General features: G+C 60.4%; 16 protein-coding genes. All 16 read left to right on the top strand.

The genetic code is table 11. The annotated features are described in order from the left end of the window. Window positions 1-79: 79 nt before the first annotated feature. The 16 genes from RLW41_RS01700 to RLW41_RS01625 all read left to right on the top strand — a co-directional run bounded on the left by RLW41_RS01700 (window position 80) and on the right by RLW41_RS01625 (window position 16,479). Window positions 80-547: a hypothetical protein gene (locus tag RLW41_RS01700; protein ID WP_414463219.1), complete on the top strand. Its 468-nt coding sequence runs from the start codon at window positions 80-82 to the stop codon at window positions 545-547. Window positions 548-777: 230 nt separating this feature from the next. Next, entirely contained in the window at window positions 778-2,019 is a 1,242-nt protein-coding gene (nuoE, locus tag RLW41_RS01695) for an NADH-quinone oxidoreductase subunit NuoE (RefSeq protein ID WP_414463218.1), read from the top strand. A gap of 5 nt (window positions 2,020-2,024) precedes the next feature. Next, complete coding sequence (nuoF, locus tag RLW41_RS01690; protein WP_013948509.1) at window positions 2,025-3,311, top strand: NADH-quinone oxidoreductase subunit NuoF; 1,287 nt, start codon at window positions 2,025-2,027, stop codon at window positions 3,309-3,311. Window positions 3,312-3,316: 5 nt separating this feature from the next. After that, entirely contained in the window at window positions 3,317-3,652 is a 336-nt protein-coding gene (locus tag RLW41_RS01685; RefSeq protein WP_414463217.1) for a pentapeptide repeat-containing protein, read from the top strand. A gap of 20 nt (window positions 3,653-3,672) precedes the next feature. Next, entirely contained in the window at window positions 3,673-5,769 is a 2,097-nt protein-coding gene (gene nuoG / locus RLW41_RS01680; protein ID WP_414463216.1) for an NADH-quinone oxidoreductase subunit NuoG, read from the top strand. Window positions 5,770-5,775: 6 nt separating this feature from the next. Next, window positions 5,776-6,861 (top strand): NADH-quinone oxidoreductase subunit NuoH, encoded by a 1,086-nt coding sequence (gene nuoH / locus RLW41_RS01675; RefSeq protein WP_409560596.1) that lies wholly within the window; start codon window positions 5,776-5,778, stop codon window positions 6,859-6,861. Then, window positions 6,858-7,346 carry an NADH-quinone oxidoreductase subunit NuoI gene (gene nuoI / locus RLW41_RS01670; protein WP_409560595.1) on the top strand — a complete coding sequence of 163 codons (489 nt, stop codon included), beginning with the start codon at window positions 6,858-6,860 and terminating at the stop codon, window positions 7,344-7,346. The genes nuoH and nuoI overlap by 4 nt, the downstream gene beginning before the upstream one ends. 10 nt (window positions 7,347-7,356) lie before the next feature. After that, window positions 7,357-8,007 carry an NADH-quinone oxidoreductase subunit J gene (locus tag RLW41_RS01665; RefSeq protein WP_414463215.1) on the top strand — a complete coding sequence of 217 codons (651 nt, stop codon included), beginning with the start codon at window positions 7,357-7,359 and terminating at the stop codon, window positions 8,005-8,007. Further along, complete coding sequence (nuoK, locus tag RLW41_RS01660; protein WP_013948504.1) at window positions 8,004-8,312, top strand: NADH-quinone oxidoreductase subunit NuoK; 309 nt, start codon at window positions 8,004-8,006, stop codon at window positions 8,310-8,312. The genes RLW41_RS01665 and nuoK overlap by 4 nt, the downstream gene beginning before the upstream one ends. A 6-nt stretch (window positions 8,313-8,318) precedes the next feature. Then, entirely contained in the window at window positions 8,319-10,277 is a 1,959-nt protein-coding gene (gene nuoL / locus RLW41_RS01655) for an NADH-quinone oxidoreductase subunit L (protein WP_414463214.1), read from the top strand. Then, complete coding sequence (locus RLW41_RS01650; protein ID WP_409560592.1) at window positions 10,274-11,773, top strand: NADH-quinone oxidoreductase subunit M; 1,500 nt, start codon at window positions 10,274-10,276, stop codon at window positions 11,771-11,773. Before nuoL ends, RLW41_RS01650 begins: the two co-directional genes overlap by 4 nt. After that, window positions 11,770-13,233: an NADH-quinone oxidoreductase subunit NuoN gene (nuoN, locus tag RLW41_RS01645; RefSeq protein ID WP_409560591.1), complete on the top strand. Its 1,464-nt coding sequence runs from the start codon at window positions 11,770-11,772 to the stop codon at window positions 13,231-13,233. Before RLW41_RS01650 ends, nuoN begins: the two co-directional genes overlap by 4 nt. A 6-nt stretch (window positions 13,234-13,239) precedes the next feature. Then, window positions 13,240-14,013, top strand: a complete 774-nt coding sequence (locus tag RLW41_RS01640; protein WP_414463213.1) for a biotin--[acetyl-CoA-carboxylase] ligase — start codon at window positions 13,240-13,242, stop codon at window positions 14,011-14,013. Continuing rightward, window positions 14,010-15,725: a ribonuclease J gene (locus RLW41_RS01635; RefSeq protein ID WP_013948499.1), complete on the top strand. Its 1,716-nt coding sequence runs from the start codon at window positions 14,010-14,012 to the stop codon at window positions 15,723-15,725. Before RLW41_RS01640 ends, RLW41_RS01635 begins: the two co-directional genes overlap by 4 nt. 47 nt (window positions 15,726-15,772) lie before the next feature. Continuing rightward, window positions 15,773-16,177: a methylmalonyl-CoA epimerase gene (gene mce, locus RLW41_RS01630; protein WP_013948498.1), complete on the top strand. Its 405-nt coding sequence runs from the start codon at window positions 15,773-15,775 to the stop codon at window positions 16,175-16,177. 35 nt (window positions 16,178-16,212) lie between these two features. Next, the gene (locus RLW41_RS01625; protein ID WP_414463212.1) at window positions 16,213-16,479 is read left to right on the top strand and encodes a DUF1467 family protein; all 267 of its coding nucleotides are present in this window, start codon (window positions 16,213-16,215) and stop codon (window positions 16,477-16,479) included. Window positions 16,480-16,497: the final 18 nt, after the last annotated feature.

Below are 16,497 nucleotides of genomic sequence, written 5' to 3'. Positions count from 1 at the left end.
AAACTTATCCCCCCGCGTGGGGGGGCCGGTATGATAGCCGGAGGATAGATTTCGAGGCATTGCGCAGAAGGACACCAACATGCTTCCCGGTGCAGCCCCCATGGTCGACAACCTATTCCTGCTTGCCGTCGCGTCGCTCGGCTGGGGCTTGAGCCTCGCGACCTATCGGCTTTTTGCCCGTTCGCGCGGCTGGCCGATGGGCGCGCTGCAGGCCGATCTTCCGTTCATCCCTGTTCTGATCGGTCTCGTCGGGCTCTTCTCGGCGTTGCTGTTCGCGACCGCGCGGGGCGCTGACGACGGCGGTTGGGTGATTATCGTGCTGGGGCTTCTCTTCGCGGCCATTTGGACGGGCTTCCTGCGTGTGGGATCGCAAGTCGCGCTCTTTCTGGCGCCGGTCGCGACGTTCCTGTTGTTGCTTGGCTGGCTTGCTGTGCCGCTCGGATTCTCCGAACGCAGATGGGCGACCGAGAAGCCGACCGAGACGTTGCAACGGCGCGGGCTGCTCCCCTCGGAATCGGCGGCGCCGCCTCCGTCTGCGACACCGTAATCTCGCGCGCGTATCGTCGCACCTGAACGCTGATGACGATCATCACTTGTCACATGTGACAGATGGACAAATGCTTGCTTTGCGTCCGCGATCCTCGTACTGGACCGCGTAACGAAGTGAGAGTTAATGTCGCCGAGTGATTAGACGTGAAGCATAACGGGCAAATCGTCCCGCGACGTTCGCTCATTATGCTCCGGCGACATTAGGATTGACGTTCGAGGGAGCCGTGAATGGCCGTTCGCCGACTGAATCCTGAGCAACCTGCCCAGTTCGCTTTCACGGCTGAGAATCTTGCATGGGCGCGCGAGACAATCGCGAAGTATCCCGAAGGCAAGCAGGCTTCCGCGATCATTCCGCTGATGTGGCGGGCGCAGGAGCAGGCGGGCGGTTGGCTTCCTGAGCCGGCGATCAGGCTCGTTTGCGATATGCTGGGTATGGCCCACATACGCGGCATGGAAGTTGCGACCTTCTACACGATGTTCCAGCTGTCGCCCGTCGGCAGCAAGGCGCACATCCAGGTCTGCGGTACCACGCCTTGCATGCTACGCGGCTCCGGCGATCTCATCTCCGTTTGCAAGAAGCGCATCAACGAGCACGCCCACGAAACGAACGCCGACGGTACGCTGTCGTGGGAAGAGGTCGAATGCATTGGCGTGTGCGCCAACGCCCCTGTCGTCCAGGTCCACAAGGATACCTACGAGGATCTGACGGCTGAGCAGCTGGACAAGCTCCTGGATGCCTTCCTCGCCGACAGTAAGCCGAAGCCCGGTTCCCAGACTGGACGCACCGCATCCTGCCCGTCTTCCGGACCGACGTCGCTGACCGACGCGACGCTTTACGACGGATCGACCATCGGCGCCTGGAAAAAGCGGTTCGAGGAATCGTCGGGTGGCGCCGAAGACCAGCCGAAAGAGTCGACGCCGCCTTCGGCTCTGGCTTCGCCAGCACACAAAGAGCAGGTTGCGACCGGGACGTCTCCGGCATCGCCGACGAACGCGCAATCCGGCAGCGCACCGCTGCATCCCGCGGCCCTGACCGCGATGGCGAACGCCGGTCTCGTCAAGGAACTCGAAGCGCGCGGCGGCGGCAAGGCATTGAGCGCCGGCGAGCTCGATAAGATCAAGTCCGACATGATCCGCGACCGCGCGATTGCGGCAGCTGCCGAGCAGGCGGCTCCGGCAATCGCTATCGTCCAGCCCGAGCTTCTCAAGGAGCCGCTCGGAGGCAGCGCGCCCGACGATTTATCCTTGATCTGGGGTGTCGCCGATAAGATGGCGGAGAAGCTGAACGCAATGGGAATTTGGCACTTCGACCAGATTGCCAAGTGGACGCCCGAGAACGTCGCTTGGTTCGAAAGTCAGCTTGACGGGTTCAAGGGCCGCGTTACCCGTGACAAGTGGATTGAGCAGGCTCAGAAGCTTGCTTCCGGGTGGCGTCCCGAAAGCAAAGCCGGCGAAAAGCCGAAGGGGTAGCGCGCATGCTGCATGATCGCGACCGGATTTTCCGTAATATCTACGGCTTCCACGATGTCAGCCTCAAAGGCGCGCAGAGCCGTGGCGTGTGGGACGGCACCAAGTTCTTCATCGACAAGGGCCACGACTACATCATCGACGAGGTGAAGAAGTCGGGCCTGCGCGGACGCGGCGGCGCCGGCTTCCCGACCGGCCTCAAGTGGTCGTTCATGCCGAAGGCGGATGCGCGCCCGAGCTATCTCGTTATCAACGCCGACGAGTCGGAGCCCGGCTCCTGCAAAGACCGCGAGATCCTCCGCCATGACGCGCATCTACTAGTCGAAGGTGCGCTTCTCGCATCCTTCGCGATGCGAGCGCACGCCTGCTACGTCTATGTGCGCGGCGAATACATCCGCGAACGCGAAGCGCTGCAGCGGGCCATCGATGAGGCTTATGCGGCGAAGTTCATCGGCAAGAACAACATTCATGGCTGGGACTTCGACCTCTACGTCCACCACGGCGCCGGCGCTTATATCTGCGGTGAAGAGACGGCGATGCTCGAAAGTCTCGAAGGCAAGAAGGGCCAGCCGCGCCTGAAGCCGCCGTTTCCGGCCAATGTCGGACTCTACGGCGCGCCGACGACGATCAACAATGTCGAAAGCATCGCGGTGACCGGCGAAATCCTGCGCCGCGGATCGGCGTGGTTCGCGGCTCTCGGCAAGCCGAATAATACCGGGACCAAGCTCTTCCAGATCTCAGGCCACGTCGAACGCCCGTGCGTCGTCGAGGAAGAGATGGGCATTCCGTTGAAGGAACTCATAGACCGTCACTGCGGCGGCATTCGCGGCGGCTGGGATAATCTGCTGGCAGTTATTCCAGGTGGTTCGTCGGTTCGCTGCATCACCGCTGAGCAGGCCGAAGCCGTGACGATGGACTTCGACGCGCTCGGCAAGCTCGGCTCCGGTCTCGGCACCGCCGCTGTGATCGTGATGGACAAGTCGACCGACATCATCGCCGCCATCCGGCGCATCGCCTACTTCTATAAGCATGAGAGCTGCGGCCAGTGCACACCGTGCCGCGAAGGCACCGGCTGGATGTGGCGCGTCATGGAACGCATGGAGCGTGGCGAAGCAGAAAAGCGCGAAATCGATTTGCTGTTTGAAGTCTCCAAGCAGATCGAAGGTCATACGATTTGCGCGCTGGGAGACGCAGCGGCATGGCCTATCCAGGGTCTCATCAACAATTTCCGCCCCGTGATCGAGCAGCGGATCGACGACTATAAAGCCAAACATGCTCGTGTGGCGGCGGAGTAAGCAGAATGAAAATCGAAAACGAGAAACACCGGCTTGAAGTCCGACGCGCCGTCATCTCGGGTTCGGTGTTTGATGACGTGAATCTGTCCGGCGCCACGTTCGAGAACGTGAACCTATCCGGCGGCCGGTATCACAACGTCAATCTTTCTGGATGTTCCTTCGACGATCTCAACATGTCTGGCTGGAAAGTGCACGACGTCAACTTGTCGGGAATGTGCATCGAGAAGGCCAATCTTGCTGGCGCCTCTATCAAGGACAGCTGCATGGAAGGCATGACCATCGAAGGAATTCCCGTTACAGAACTGCTCGCCTATTGGCGTGCCGGCCATGAAGCGGTTTGAACGCAAGGGCTCGCTGATCAATGTCAAAGCAACTCATAGTCGACGGCACACCGATCGAGGTCGAGGACGGCACGACCTTGATGCACGCCTGCGAAATGGCGGGCTCTGTCATTCCGCGCTTTTGCTATCACGAACGCTTGTCGATCGCCGGTAACTGCCGCATGTGTCTCGTCGAAGTGCAGGGCTCTCCCAAGCCCGTCGCTTCATGCGCGATGCTCGTCAACGATTTGCCGCCGAACAAGGACGGCTCGCCGAAAGTCGTCAACACCTCGTCCCCAATGGTCAAGAAAGCGCGGGAAGGGGTGATGGAATTTCTTCTCATCAACCACCCGCTCGATTGCCCCATCTGCGATCAGGGTGGCGAATGCGATCTGCAAGATCAGGCGATGGCCTTCGGCATGGGTGGCTCGCGCTATCACGAAAACAAGCGCGCCGTCGAAGAGAAGCACATCGGTCCGCTGATCAAGACGATGATGACGCGCTGCATCCACTGCACGCGCTGCGTCCGCTACATGACGGAAGTCGCGGGCGTCGAAGAGCTAGGCCTGATCGGCCGTGGAGAGGATGCCGAGATCACGACCTATCTCGAACACGGCATCATGTCGGAGATGAGCGCGAACGCCGTCGATCTCTGTCCTGTCGGCGCGCTAACCCACCGTCCGTGGGCGTTTGCCGCGCGGCCCTGGGAAATGGAAGCCGTCGAGACAATCGACGTCATGGATGCCGTCGGCTCCGCCATCGCGGCGGACGTACGCGGCGCGGCGGTCATGCGCATCCTTCCGCGCAACAACGATGCCGTGAACGAAGAATGGATTTCCGACAAGACGCGGCACGTCTCGGACGGACTGAAAACGCAGCGTCTCGATCAGCCCTACATCAAAAAGAACGGCCGCTTCGTGCAGGCAAGCTGGGATGAAGTGCTGGGCCTCGTCGCCGAGAAATTGAAAGCCGCTCCCGCCGACAAGATCGGTGCGATAGCGGGCGATCTGTCCGGTGCGGAAGAAATGTTCGCGCTGAAAGATCTTCTCACCCGCTTCGGCGCAAAATCGCTCGATTGCCGCCAGTCGGGTGACAGGCTCGATCCCAAGCTCGGCCGCGCGAGCTATCTCTTCAATTCTTCGATCGAAGGCATCGAGCAGGCCGACGCAATTCTGCTGATCGGCGCCAATCCGCGCATTGAAGCGACGGTGCTCAATGCCCGCATTCGCAAGCGCTGGCGGTCCGCGCCGACGAAGATCGGCGTCGTCGGCCCGAAAGTCGATCTAGCCTACGGCTACGACTATCTTGGCGCCGGGCCGGACACCCTGGCGGAAATCGCCAACGGGAGGCATCCGTTCGCCGAAGTTTTGAAAGCTGCCGCCAAGCCGATGGTCATCGTTGGCGAAGGCGCTTTTGCACGGCCCGATGGGCTTGCAGTGCTGTCGGTTGCAGCACGCATTCTCCTTGCCGCTTCGGCCGGAAAAGAAGCGAGCTGGAACGGCTTCAATGTCCTGCACACTGCCGCGGGGCGTGTCGCGGGGCTCGATCTCGGCTTCGTGCCCGAGAAGGGCGGCAAGGACACCGCAGGCATTCTCGGACCCGACACCGAGTTTCTTTATCTTCTCGGCGCCGACGAGTGCGATCTTTCCAAGCTCAGCCCGAAAGCCTTTGTCGTCTACCAGGGTACGCATGGTGATAAAGGCGCCGAACGCGCCGACGTCATTCTGCCGGGCGCCGCGTACACCGAAAAGAACGCGACCTACGTCAACACGGAAGGCCGCGTGCAGCAAACTGCCAAAGCTGTCTTCCCGCCGGGCAACGCCAAGGAAGATTGGACGATCCTTCGCGCCCTATCGCAGCGCGCTGGCGCCACGCTTCCCTATGACAATATCAAGGAGCTGCGCGCCGCCATGTACCGGGCGAGCCCGCAACTTGCTGCCCTCGACACGGTTGAGATGCGCGCCGTGTCTGGCTTGGAGACGCTCGCCAAGCTGACCGGTCAAACATCGTCCGAGCCTTTCGCTCCGGCCGTGCTCGACTTCTATCTCACGAATCCGATCGCGCGCGCTTCGGCCGTGATGGCAGGAATGAGCGCGTTGAAAGCTTCAAAGACGCAGCAACTCAAGGCGGCGGAGTAGGGACGGATGCTCGAATCGCTGCAGACCTTCATGACTGACTACGGCTGGAACATTCTGGCCCTGATCGGCTTCTCGCTGCTCATGCTCGTGGTTCTGCTCATCATAATCGCATTCCTGTTGCTCATGGATCGCAAGGTCTGGGCTGCCGTGCAGATGCGGCGCGGGCCGAACGTCGTCGGTCCATTCGGCCTGTTGCAGTCGTTTGCCGATCTTCTGAAATTCGTCCTGAAAGAACCGATTATTCCGGCAGGTTCCGACAAGGGCGTATTCCTGCTTGCGCCGCTGGCGACGGCCGTATTCGCGCTCGCTTCCTGGGCGGTCATACCAGTCAACGAAGGCAGCTTCTTCGGTCTGACCTCCGGCCGCTGGGTGATTTCAGACATGAACGTCGGGATCCTCTACCTCACGGCCATCTCGTCGCTCGGTGTCTACGGCATCATCATGGGCGGCTGGGCCTCGAACTCGAAGTATCCATTCATGGGCAGCTTGCGCTCGGCAGCTCAGATGGTCTCCTATGAAGTTTCGATCGGCTTCGTGATCGTCTGCGTGATCCTTTGCGTCGGCTCGCTCAACGTCACCGATATCGTCAATGCGCAGAAGGCCGGTATTGGCACGCGACTCGGCCTAACAAACTCGTTCTTAGACTGGCACTGGTTGCCGCTGTTCCCGATGTTCGTCGTCTTTTTCATCTCGGCGCTGGCTGAAACGAACCGGCCGCCGTTCGACCTCGTCGAAGCGGAATCGGAACTCGTCGCGGGCTTCATGGTCGAATATTCCTCGACGCCCTATCTTCTCTACATGCTCGGCGAGTACGTCGCGATCACCACCATGTGTGCGCTGACGACGATCCTGTTCCTCGGTGGTTGGCTGCCGCCGCTCGATATCTGGCCGCTCAATGCCATCCCTGGAATTTTCTGGTTCCTGATCAAAGTCGTGATGGTCTTCTTCATGTTCGCCATGGTGAAGGCAATGGTGCCGCGGTATCGCTATGACCAGTTGATGCGCCTCGGCTGGAAAGTGTTCCTGCCGCTGTCGCTCGTCATGGTGATCCTCACCGCCGCCGTGCTGCAATTCGGAGGCTTCCTCTCATGAACATGGCGCAGGGCGTAAAGTCGCTCTTTCTGACCGAGTTCGTCTCGGCGTTCTTTTTGACGATGCGCTACTTCTTCTCGCCGAAGAAGACGCTGAACTACCCTTATGAAAAGGGCCCGCTGTCGCCCCGCTTTCGCGGCGAACACGCGCTCCGTCGCTATCCGAACGGCGAGGAACGCTGCATTGCCTGCAAACTCTGCGAGGCGATCTGTCCGGCTCAGGCGATCACCATCGAAGCTGGCCCGCGCCGCAACGACGGCACGCGTCGCACGACACGCTACGACATCGACATGACGAAATGCATCTATTGCGGTCTGTGCCAGGAAGCCTGCCCGGTCGATGCCATCGTCGAAGGCCCGAACTTCGAATTCGCAACGGAGACGCGCGAGGAGCTTTTCTACGACAAGGACAGGCTGCTCTCGAACGGCGACCGCTGGGAACGCGAGATCGCCAAGAACATCGCGCTCGACGCGAAATATCGCTGAGGGGAGAGAAATGGCATCGGCTCTCTTCTTTTATCTCTTCGCGGTCCTCGCGGTCGCATCCGGCGCGATGGTGATCCTGACCAAAAACCCGGTGCACGCCGTGTTGTTCCTGATCCTCGCCTTCTTCAATGCCGCCGGGCTCTTTGTTCTCCTAAATGCCGAGTTCCTGGCGATGCTGCTCGTCATCGTCTACGTCGGCGCGGTGTCGGTGCTGTTCCTCTTCGTCGTGATGATGCTCGATGTTGACTTTGCGGAACTGAAAGCCGGCTTCATCAAAAATGCCGGAGTCGGCGCGGTAGTCGGCGGCATCGTTCTCGCTGAAATTCTGGCGCTCGTCGGCTATCGCGGTTTGACGGCTGCTTCGTCTCTCAACGTCGCGTCGCCGGTTCCTGCCGCAGGCTCCGGCATCACCAATACGCAGGCGCTCGGTGAGATACTCTACACGAAGTACGTCTACTTCTTTGAGGGCGCGAGCTTGATCCTGTTCGTAGCAATGATCGGCGCCATCGTGCTGACGTTGAAGCATCGTGTCGCCGTGAAGCGCCAATCGATCGCCGCCCAGGTCGCGCGCGGACCGAAAACTGGCCTCGAAGTCATCAAGGTCCCAAGCGGCGGCTCTGTGATCCCGCCCGCTGCAAAGCACCCGGAGGCAGCCGAATGACCATCGGTCTTGGACATTACCTCGTCGTTGCCGCGTGCTTGTTTACGCTCGGTATCTTCGGCATCTTCCTCAACCGCAAGAACGTCATCGTGATCTTGCTGTCGATCGAGTTGATGCTGCTGGCGGTCAACATCAACCTCGTGGCGTTTTCTCACTTCAACGGCGACCTCGTCGGCCAGGTCTTTGCGCTCTTCGTGCTGACGGTCGCCGCCGCCGAATCTGCCATTGGTCTCGCGATTATGGTCGTCTACTTCCGCAACCGCGGCTCCATCGCGGTTGAAGACATCAACATGATGAAGGGGTGAGGCGGGATGATCTACGCCGCCATCGTATTCCTGCCGCTCGCAGGCGCGCTCATCGCGGGCTTTTTCGGTCGCGCTATCGGCCCGCGGCCGTGCGAGATCATCACCACCTCGTTTCTGATGATCGCCGCGGTGTTGTCCTGGATCGTTTTCTTCCAGGACGCGCTTGGCCACCAGACGAGTGAGATCACGCTGATGCGCTGGATCACATCCGGCGAACTCGACATCTCGTGGGCGTTGAAAGTCGATACGCTGACGTCGGTGATGCTCGTTGTCGTGACGACGGTATCCTCCCTCGTGCACCTTTATTCCATCGGCTACATGCACGAGGACGACTCGCGTCCACGCTTCTTTGCATATCTGTCGCTGTTCACGTTCGCGATGTTGATGCTCGTGACTAGCAACAATCTCGTGCAGATGTTCTTCGGCTGGGAAGGCGTCGGCCTCGCGTCCTATCTGCTCATCGGCTTCTGGTACACGAAGCCGTCGGCGTGCGCCGCGGCCATCAAGGCCTTCGTCGTAAACCGTGTCGGCGACTTCGGCTTCGCGCTTGGCATCTTCGCCCTGTTCTTCGTCTTTCACACCGTCAATTTCGATACGCTCTTCACGGCTGTACCGAGCGCTGTCGGCAAGACGTTTAGCTTCGCCGGTCATGACGTCGACATCCTGACGACGATTTCGCTGCTCCTCTTCATGGGCGCGATGGGCAAGTCAGCGCAGTTTCTGCTGCACACTTGGTTGCCCGACGCCATGGAAGGCCCGACGCCTGTGTCGGCGCTCATCCACGCCGCCACCATGGTCACCGCCGGCGTATTCATGGTTGCGCGGCTATCGCCGATCTTCGAACTTGCGCCGGATGCCTTGGCGTTCGTCACGCTGATCGGCTCGATCACCGCGTTCTTTGCGGCAACCGTCGGTCTCGTTCAGAACGACATCAAGCGCGTCATCGCTTATTCGACCTGCTCGCAGCTGGGCTACATGTTCGTCGCTTGCGGTATCGGCGCTTATGGCGCCGGCATCTTCCATCTCTTCACGCACGCCTTCTTCAAGGCGTTATTGTTCCTCGGGGCAGGCTCCGTCATCCACGCGATGCATCACGAGCAGGACATGCGCGCGATGGGCGGACTGCGTAAGAAAATCCCGTGGACGTTTGCCGCCATGCTGATCGGCACATTTGCGTTGACGGGCGTCGGCATTCCGCACCTGACGGGCTTTGCAGGCTTCTATTCCAAAGACGCCATCATCGAAGCCTCCTACGCTGCTGCGACGCCGAACAACTATGCCTTCTGGGCCCTCGTCATCGCGGCGGTGTTCACGTCGTTCTATTCGTGGCGTCTGGTCTTCATGACCTTCTACGGACACACCCGCGCCGATCATCACACCTATGATCACGCGCACGAAAGCCCGCCCTCGATGATGATCCCGCTCGCGGTCCTTTCGATCGGCGCTGCGCTGGCAGGTGTCGTTTTCACGTCGTATTTCATCGGGCATGACCAGAAGGAGTTCTGGGGCGCTGCAATCTTTACCGGCGAGCACAACCACATCCTGCACGAGATGCACGACGTGCCGGAATGGGTCAGCTACTCGTCGTTCATCGCGATGATCTTCGGCTTCGTCGTTGCCTGGGTTTATTACATCGGCGCGCCCTGGCTTCCCGAGGCCACTGCAAGGGCATTCAAGCCGCTATACCTGTTCCTGTTGAATAAGTGGTATTTCGACGAACTCTACAACTTCATCTTCGTGAAGCCGGCCTTCGCGCTCGGCCGCTTGCTCTGGAAAGGCGGCGACGGAACGATCATTGACGGCGCGATCGACGGTACGGCGGAAGGCGTTGTCCGCGTCACCGACCGGGTCGTCAAACTGCAGACCGGCTACATGTATCACTACGCCTTCGCGATGCTGATCGGTGTCGCCGCCATCCTCACGTGGCTGACGTACAACGGGCTCTTCGGCGGGGTGCTCAAATGAGCAACATTCTCTCGGTCACGATTTTCCTCCCGCTCATCGGAGCGGTGCTGATCGCGACGCAAAACGCCGAAGCGAAGGGCAATGCGCGCTGGATCGCGCTTTGGACGACGCTCGTCACCTTTGCTGTGTCGTTGCTGATCTGGATCAACTTCGACAGCTCGTCTGCCGGCTTTCAGTTCGTTGAGGAATACAACTGGCTTGGCCCCCTGAAATACAAGATGGGAGTTGACGGCATCTCGATGCTGTTCGTCATCCTGACGACGTTCCTGATGCCGCTTTGTATTCTTGCGAGCTGGCAGTCGATACAGATCCGCGTCAAGGAATACATGATCGCGTTTCTGATCCTAGAGACGATGATGCTCGGCGTCTTCTGCGCGCTTGATATCGTGCTCTTCTATCTGTTCTTCGAGGGCGGCCTCATCCCGATGTTCGTCATCATCGGCGTCTGGGGCGGTAAGCGCCGCGTGTACGCGAGCTTCAAGTTCTTTCTGTATACGCTGCTCGGCTCTGTGTTGATGCTGCTCGCCATGATGGCGATGTACTGGCACGCCGGTACGACCGACATCCCGACGCTGCTGCAAACGAAGTTCCCGCCTGAAATGCAATGGTGGCTATGGATCGCGTTTTTCGCATCGTTCGCGGTCAAGATGCCGATGTGGCCGGTCCACACGTGGCTTCCCGATGCTCACGTCGAAGCGCCGACCGCAGGCTCCGTCATTCTCGCCGGCATTCTTTTGAAGATGGGCGGCTACGGCTTCCTACGCTTTTCGCTGCCGATGTTCCCGAATGCATCTGCCGATCTCGCGCCCTTCGTCTTCACGCTCTCGATCGTGGCGATCGTCTACACCTCGCTCGTCGCGCTCGTTCAGGAAGACATGAAGAAGCTGATCGCCTATTCGTCGGTTGCGCACATGGGCTACGTGACGATGGGCATCTTCTCGGCGACCCAGCAGGGCGTTGACGGCGCCATCTTCCAGATGCTCTCGCACGGCATCGTCTCGTCGGCGCTGTTCCTGTGCGTCGGCGTTATCTACGACCGCATGCATACGCGTGAGATCGCAGCTTACGGCGGCCTCGTCGAGCGCATGCCGAAATACGCCTTCGCCTTCATGGTCTTCACGATGGCGAATATCGGCCTGCCTGGCACCAGCGGCTTCATCGGCGAATTCCTGACTTTGCTCGCGGCGTTTAAAGCCAATACCTGGGTTGCGATCATCGCGACGACGGGCGTGATCCTCTCGGCGTCTTACGCGCTCTATCTTTATCGGCGCGTGATTTTCGGGGCGCTGGAAAAGGCGAACCTCAAAAGCATCCTCGATCTGTCGCCGCGTGAGGTTGCGATCCTGGCGCCGCTGATCCTGCTCACCATTTTCTATGGCGTATATCCGTCGCCGGTTCTGGACGTGACGGCGACGTCGGTGAAGAACCTAGTCGAAAATTATCAGTCGGCCCAGGCAACGGCGGCCGCATCGCTGACGACGCGAGGATACCAATGATCGATAGCACGGTCCTGCAAGTCGTCCTGCCCGAGCTCATCCTCGCGCTCGGCGCCATCGCGCTGCTGATGGTCGGCGTTTTCATGAAGAACGGCGAAGCGGCTGGCCGCGTCGTCTCGTGGTTGGCCATCGGCCTGCTGGTCGTCGTCGCCATCGCCGTCTTCGAGCAAAGCGGCTCCGCAACGGTATTCAATGGTGCGTTCGTATCCGACAGTTTCACCCGCTTCCTGAAGATCGTCATTCTCGTCGGTGCGGCGCTGACGCTGCTGATGACCTTCGACAACTTCACGCGCGCGAAGCTGCTGTTGTTCGAATATCCGGTGCTGGTGCTGCTAGCGACGCTCGGCATGCTGATGATGGTTTCGGCGAATGACCTCATCGCGCTCTATCTCGGCCTCGAGTTGCAATCGCTGGCGCTTTACGTCGTGGCCGCCTTCAATCGCGACGATGTCCGCTCGAGCGAGGCGGGTCTGAAGTATTTCGTGCTCGGCGCGCTGTCGTCAGGCATGCTGCTCTATGGCGCTTCGATCCTGTACGGCGTCACTGGCTCGACGAGCTACGCGTCGATCGCATCCGCTGCTGGCTTGCCGGAAATGGCGACGAACGTCGGCCTGACGTTCGGCCTCGTTTTTGTGCTTGTCGGCATCGCTTTCAAAATCGCCGCCGTGCCGTTCCATATGTGGACGCCCGACGTCTACCAGGGATCGCCGACGCCGGTGACGGCCTTCTTCGCCGGCGCGCCGAAAATCGCTGCGATGGCACTCCTGCTGCGATTCACGCAAGCCGCAATGCCCGCAGCTGCGCCGCAATGGCAGCAGATCGTCATCTTCCTGTCGATCGCGTCTATGGCGCTTGGCGCGTTCGCCGCCATCGGTCAGACCAATATCAAGCGGCTGCTCGCCTATTCGTCGATCGGCCACGTCGGCTTCTCGCTGGTGGGCCTCGCCGCCAACAGTCCCGAGGGAACGAGCGGCGTACTGATCTATCTCGCGATCTACGTCGCCATGACGCTCGGCGCCTTCGCCTGCGTCCTGTCAATGCGCCGCGGCGACCGCTACGTCGAAAGCATCTCCGATTTGGCCGGTCTCGCGCGCTCCGATCTGACGTTCGCGACGATCCTGGCGATTTTGATGTTCTCGTTTGCAGGCATTCCGCCGCTCGCGGGCTTCTGGGCGAAGTGGTACGTGTTCCTTCCCGCCATCAAGGCGGGGCTCTATCCGCTCTCGGTCATCGGCATGGTTTCGAGCGTCATCAGCGCCTACTATTATCTGCGCATCGTGAAGGTCATGTTCTTCGATGAACCGGCCGAGGCGTTCTCGCCGCGCGAAGGCCGAACCTCCGCTGTCATGGCGCTGTCGGCTGTTTTCGCGGCCGCATTCGTGCTGCCGTTCGTCGGTGGTGCCATCGTTGACGCTGCCACCGCCGCCGCCTCAGTCCTGGTGTCGGCGCATCCGCTTTAATGACTGATGGATGAAGTCCCGCCGCCGCGAATCGTCCACGTCGCCCAGACCGGCTCGACGAACGCCGACGCTACGCGCTTAGGACTGGCGGGTGAACCGCTGCCCCTATGGGTCATCGCCGACGTCCAGACCGGGGGTAGGGGGCGTTCCGGGCGACAGTGGGTCTCCCAGACAGGAAATCTTCACGCCAGCTTGGCCTTTCGTTGCACTGCGCCAATGGAAAAAGCGGGCCAATTGTCACTTCTGGCAGGAATTTCAGTCATAGACGCCATTCGAGCGACAATGGATCTTGCTTCGGAGGCCGAACTTCGCCTCAAATGGCCGAACGACATTTTGATTGGATTTGCCAAAGCCGGTGGAATTCTGGTCGAGAGCACGTCGTTACGGGAAGGCTCCGGCTTTTTAGCTATTTTGGGTTTTGGATTGAATCTTGTGACTTTTCCGGACGCCCTTGGGCGCGCTGCTACTGCACTCGGCCATTTCGGTCGACCACCTGAACCGCGTATCTTGCTCGACGTCCTGTCGGAACGCGTTTTCCATTGGCTGGATTGCTGGAACGCTGGAGCGAATTTTGCTGCGATCCGCGAGGCCTGGATCGAACGCGCCGGTCCGCTCGGGGAACGGATAACGATCAATACAACCCAGGGGCCCGTCTCCGGAACCTATCAGGGACTGGCGGAAACCGGTGCTCTGCTGGCCGAGGTCGGCGGCGCCGTCAGGGAAGTCAACTACGGTGACGTTGCCTTGGTCGGCGAAGTCGCGCGCGATGGGGATTCATGAGCGAACGTCCGACGTCATCCCCATCCTCCGGAAAGTTTAATTCAGACGAACTCGTATTCATGGCGCTTGGCGGTCTCGGTGAGATCGGCATGAACGTCTATCTGTACGGCTTCGGTCCACCGCGCGCGCGCTCGTGGCTGATGGTTGATCTCGGCGTGACATTCCCGCACGAGGGCGAACCCGGCGCCGACGTCATATTGCCTGATCTCCGCTTTATCGTCCCTGAACGGAAGAATATCGCCGGTCTCGTGCTGACCCACGCGCACGAAGATCACATCGGCGCCGTCATCGACCTGTGGCCTTCGCTGGAATGCCCAATCTTCGCAACACCGTTCACGGCAGGAATGCTGAAGACGAAAGCCGGCGAGTTCGGCGGCTCCGTTTCGCTTCCAATCAAAGAGGTGCCGCTCGGCGGCAGGTTCAAGGCGGGCGCTTTCGATATCGAACTCGTAAGCCTCACGCATTCGATCCCTGAGCCCAACGGGCTCGCGATCCGGACGCCTGCGGGCCTCGTATTCCATACCGGCGACTGGAAGCTCGATCCGACGCCCGTCGTCGGCCGTCCACACGATGCCGCTAAGCTGCAATCCCTGGGCGATGAAGGCGTGCTCGCACTTGTCGGCGATTCCACGAATGCTATGCGCGAAGGGCGCTCGGCCTCGGAAGAGGACGTCGCCAAAACGCTGAAAAAGCTGATCGCCGATGCGCCGCGCTGTGTCGCCGTCACGCTCTTTGCCTCGAATGTCGCCCGCGTTGCTTCGATTGCGGCCGCGGCTCAAGCAGCCGGGCGCTCGCTGGTTGTCGCAGGGCGCGCTTTGCATCGGATCATCGAAGTTGCGATTGAGACCGGCTACTTGCCGCCGAACTTCACGTATCTGGACCAGCAGCGCTTTTCCGATCTGTCGCGCAATAAAGTCGTCGTGCTGTGTACCGGCAGCCAGGGTGAGCCGCGCGCCGCCATCGCGCGTATCGCCGAAGACGAGCATCCGGACATTTCGCTCGATAAGGGCGATCTCGTCATCTTCTCGTCGCGCACCATTCCGGGCAACGAACGCGCCGTCTCGCGCGTGCAGAATGCTTTGGCGCGACTCGGTACCGAAATCGTCACCGACGCCGAAGCGCTCGTGCACGTCACCGGCCATCCCCGTCGCGACGAACTGAGAGATATGTATTCCTGGCTTCGCCCGAAGATTGCCGTCCCGATGCACGGCGAAGCGCGGCATCTCAGGGAACACGCCAAGCTCGCGCGCGCTTGCGGCGCTGAGCAGACGTTTACCATTGTTGATGGCGAAATCCTGAAGCTCTGGCCGGAGCCGGTTTCTGTCATCGATGAGGCGCCGGTCGGCCGTCTCTATCGCGACGGCAATCTCATCGTGCCCGACGTCGAAGGACCGGTGAAGGCGCGCCGCAAGCTATCGTTCGTTGGCATCGCCGTCGTTGCGATGGCATTGTCGCGCCGTGGCGAAATTCTGAGTGAACCCGGAGTCGTGCTCGAAGGCATTCCGGCCGCGGACCGAGACGGTGACTCGATGCGCGAGATCGTGCTCGATGCCATCGATGGCACGCTCCGCTCCATTCCGCCGAAGCGGCGGGCCGACCACGGCATGGTCCAGGAAGCCGTTCAAAGGGCTGTGCGCTCGGCCATTAACGAAGCCTGGGGCAAGAAGCCTGTTGTCAAAGTGCTCCTCTCCGTGGTGGATGGCAGGGGCTGAAGTCTCGAAACTTCGCCAAATCTCAATCCCACATCGGAGAACGGAGCATGATCGGACGCCTGAACCACGTTGCCATCGCGGTCAAGGACCTCGAAAAGGCCTCGGGCGTCTATAAGAACGCTCTGGGAGCCAAAGTCGGCGCGCCCATGGAGCAGCCTGAGCACGGCGTCAAAGTCGTGTTTATCGAGCTTCCGAACACCAAGATTGAGCTTTTGGAGCCGCTCGGTGAAGCTTCGCCTATCGCGAAATTTCTCGAAAAATCTCCTGACGGCGGTATCCACCATGTGTGCTATGAAGTGGACGACATCATTGCCGCGCGTGACCAGTTGAAGGCCCAGGGTGCGCGCGTGCTCGGCGACGGAACTCCGAAGATCGGCGCGCACGGCAAGCCCGTGCTGTTCCTGCATCCGAAGGACTTCTGCGGCACCCTCGTCGAGCTGGAACAGGTGTAAACCGAGCCTTTGGCTCTAGTTCGAAGGGTCTCGTCATGCGAACCTCGATCGCCGTCGCCACGTTCTTTTGCCTGTGGTTCATCACGCTTTTTACGGTCCTGCCATTCTTCGCAAAAACACAGGGTGAAGCGGGCGACGTCGTGCCCGGCACACCCGAAAGCGCGCCCCACAGAATCAACCCATTACGCGTCTTCCTCGTGAATACGGTCGTGACGTGCGTGGTGTTCGCGATCGTTTACGCGGTCGCTGCAAAGGTCGACCTTTTGCAGATCTCAACAGGCCTCATTCGCGTCGGCAACTAGGCGGCGAACCCGTCCGGC

Source organism: Hyphomicrobium sp. DY-1, assembly GCF_047497105.1.
Lineage (GTDB): Bacteria > Pseudomonadota > Alphaproteobacteria > Rhizobiales > Hyphomicrobiaceae > Hyphomicrobium_B.
The sequence above is the reverse complement of the archived record's forward strand: the minus strand, read 5'-3'. Positions and strand labels throughout refer to the sequence as shown.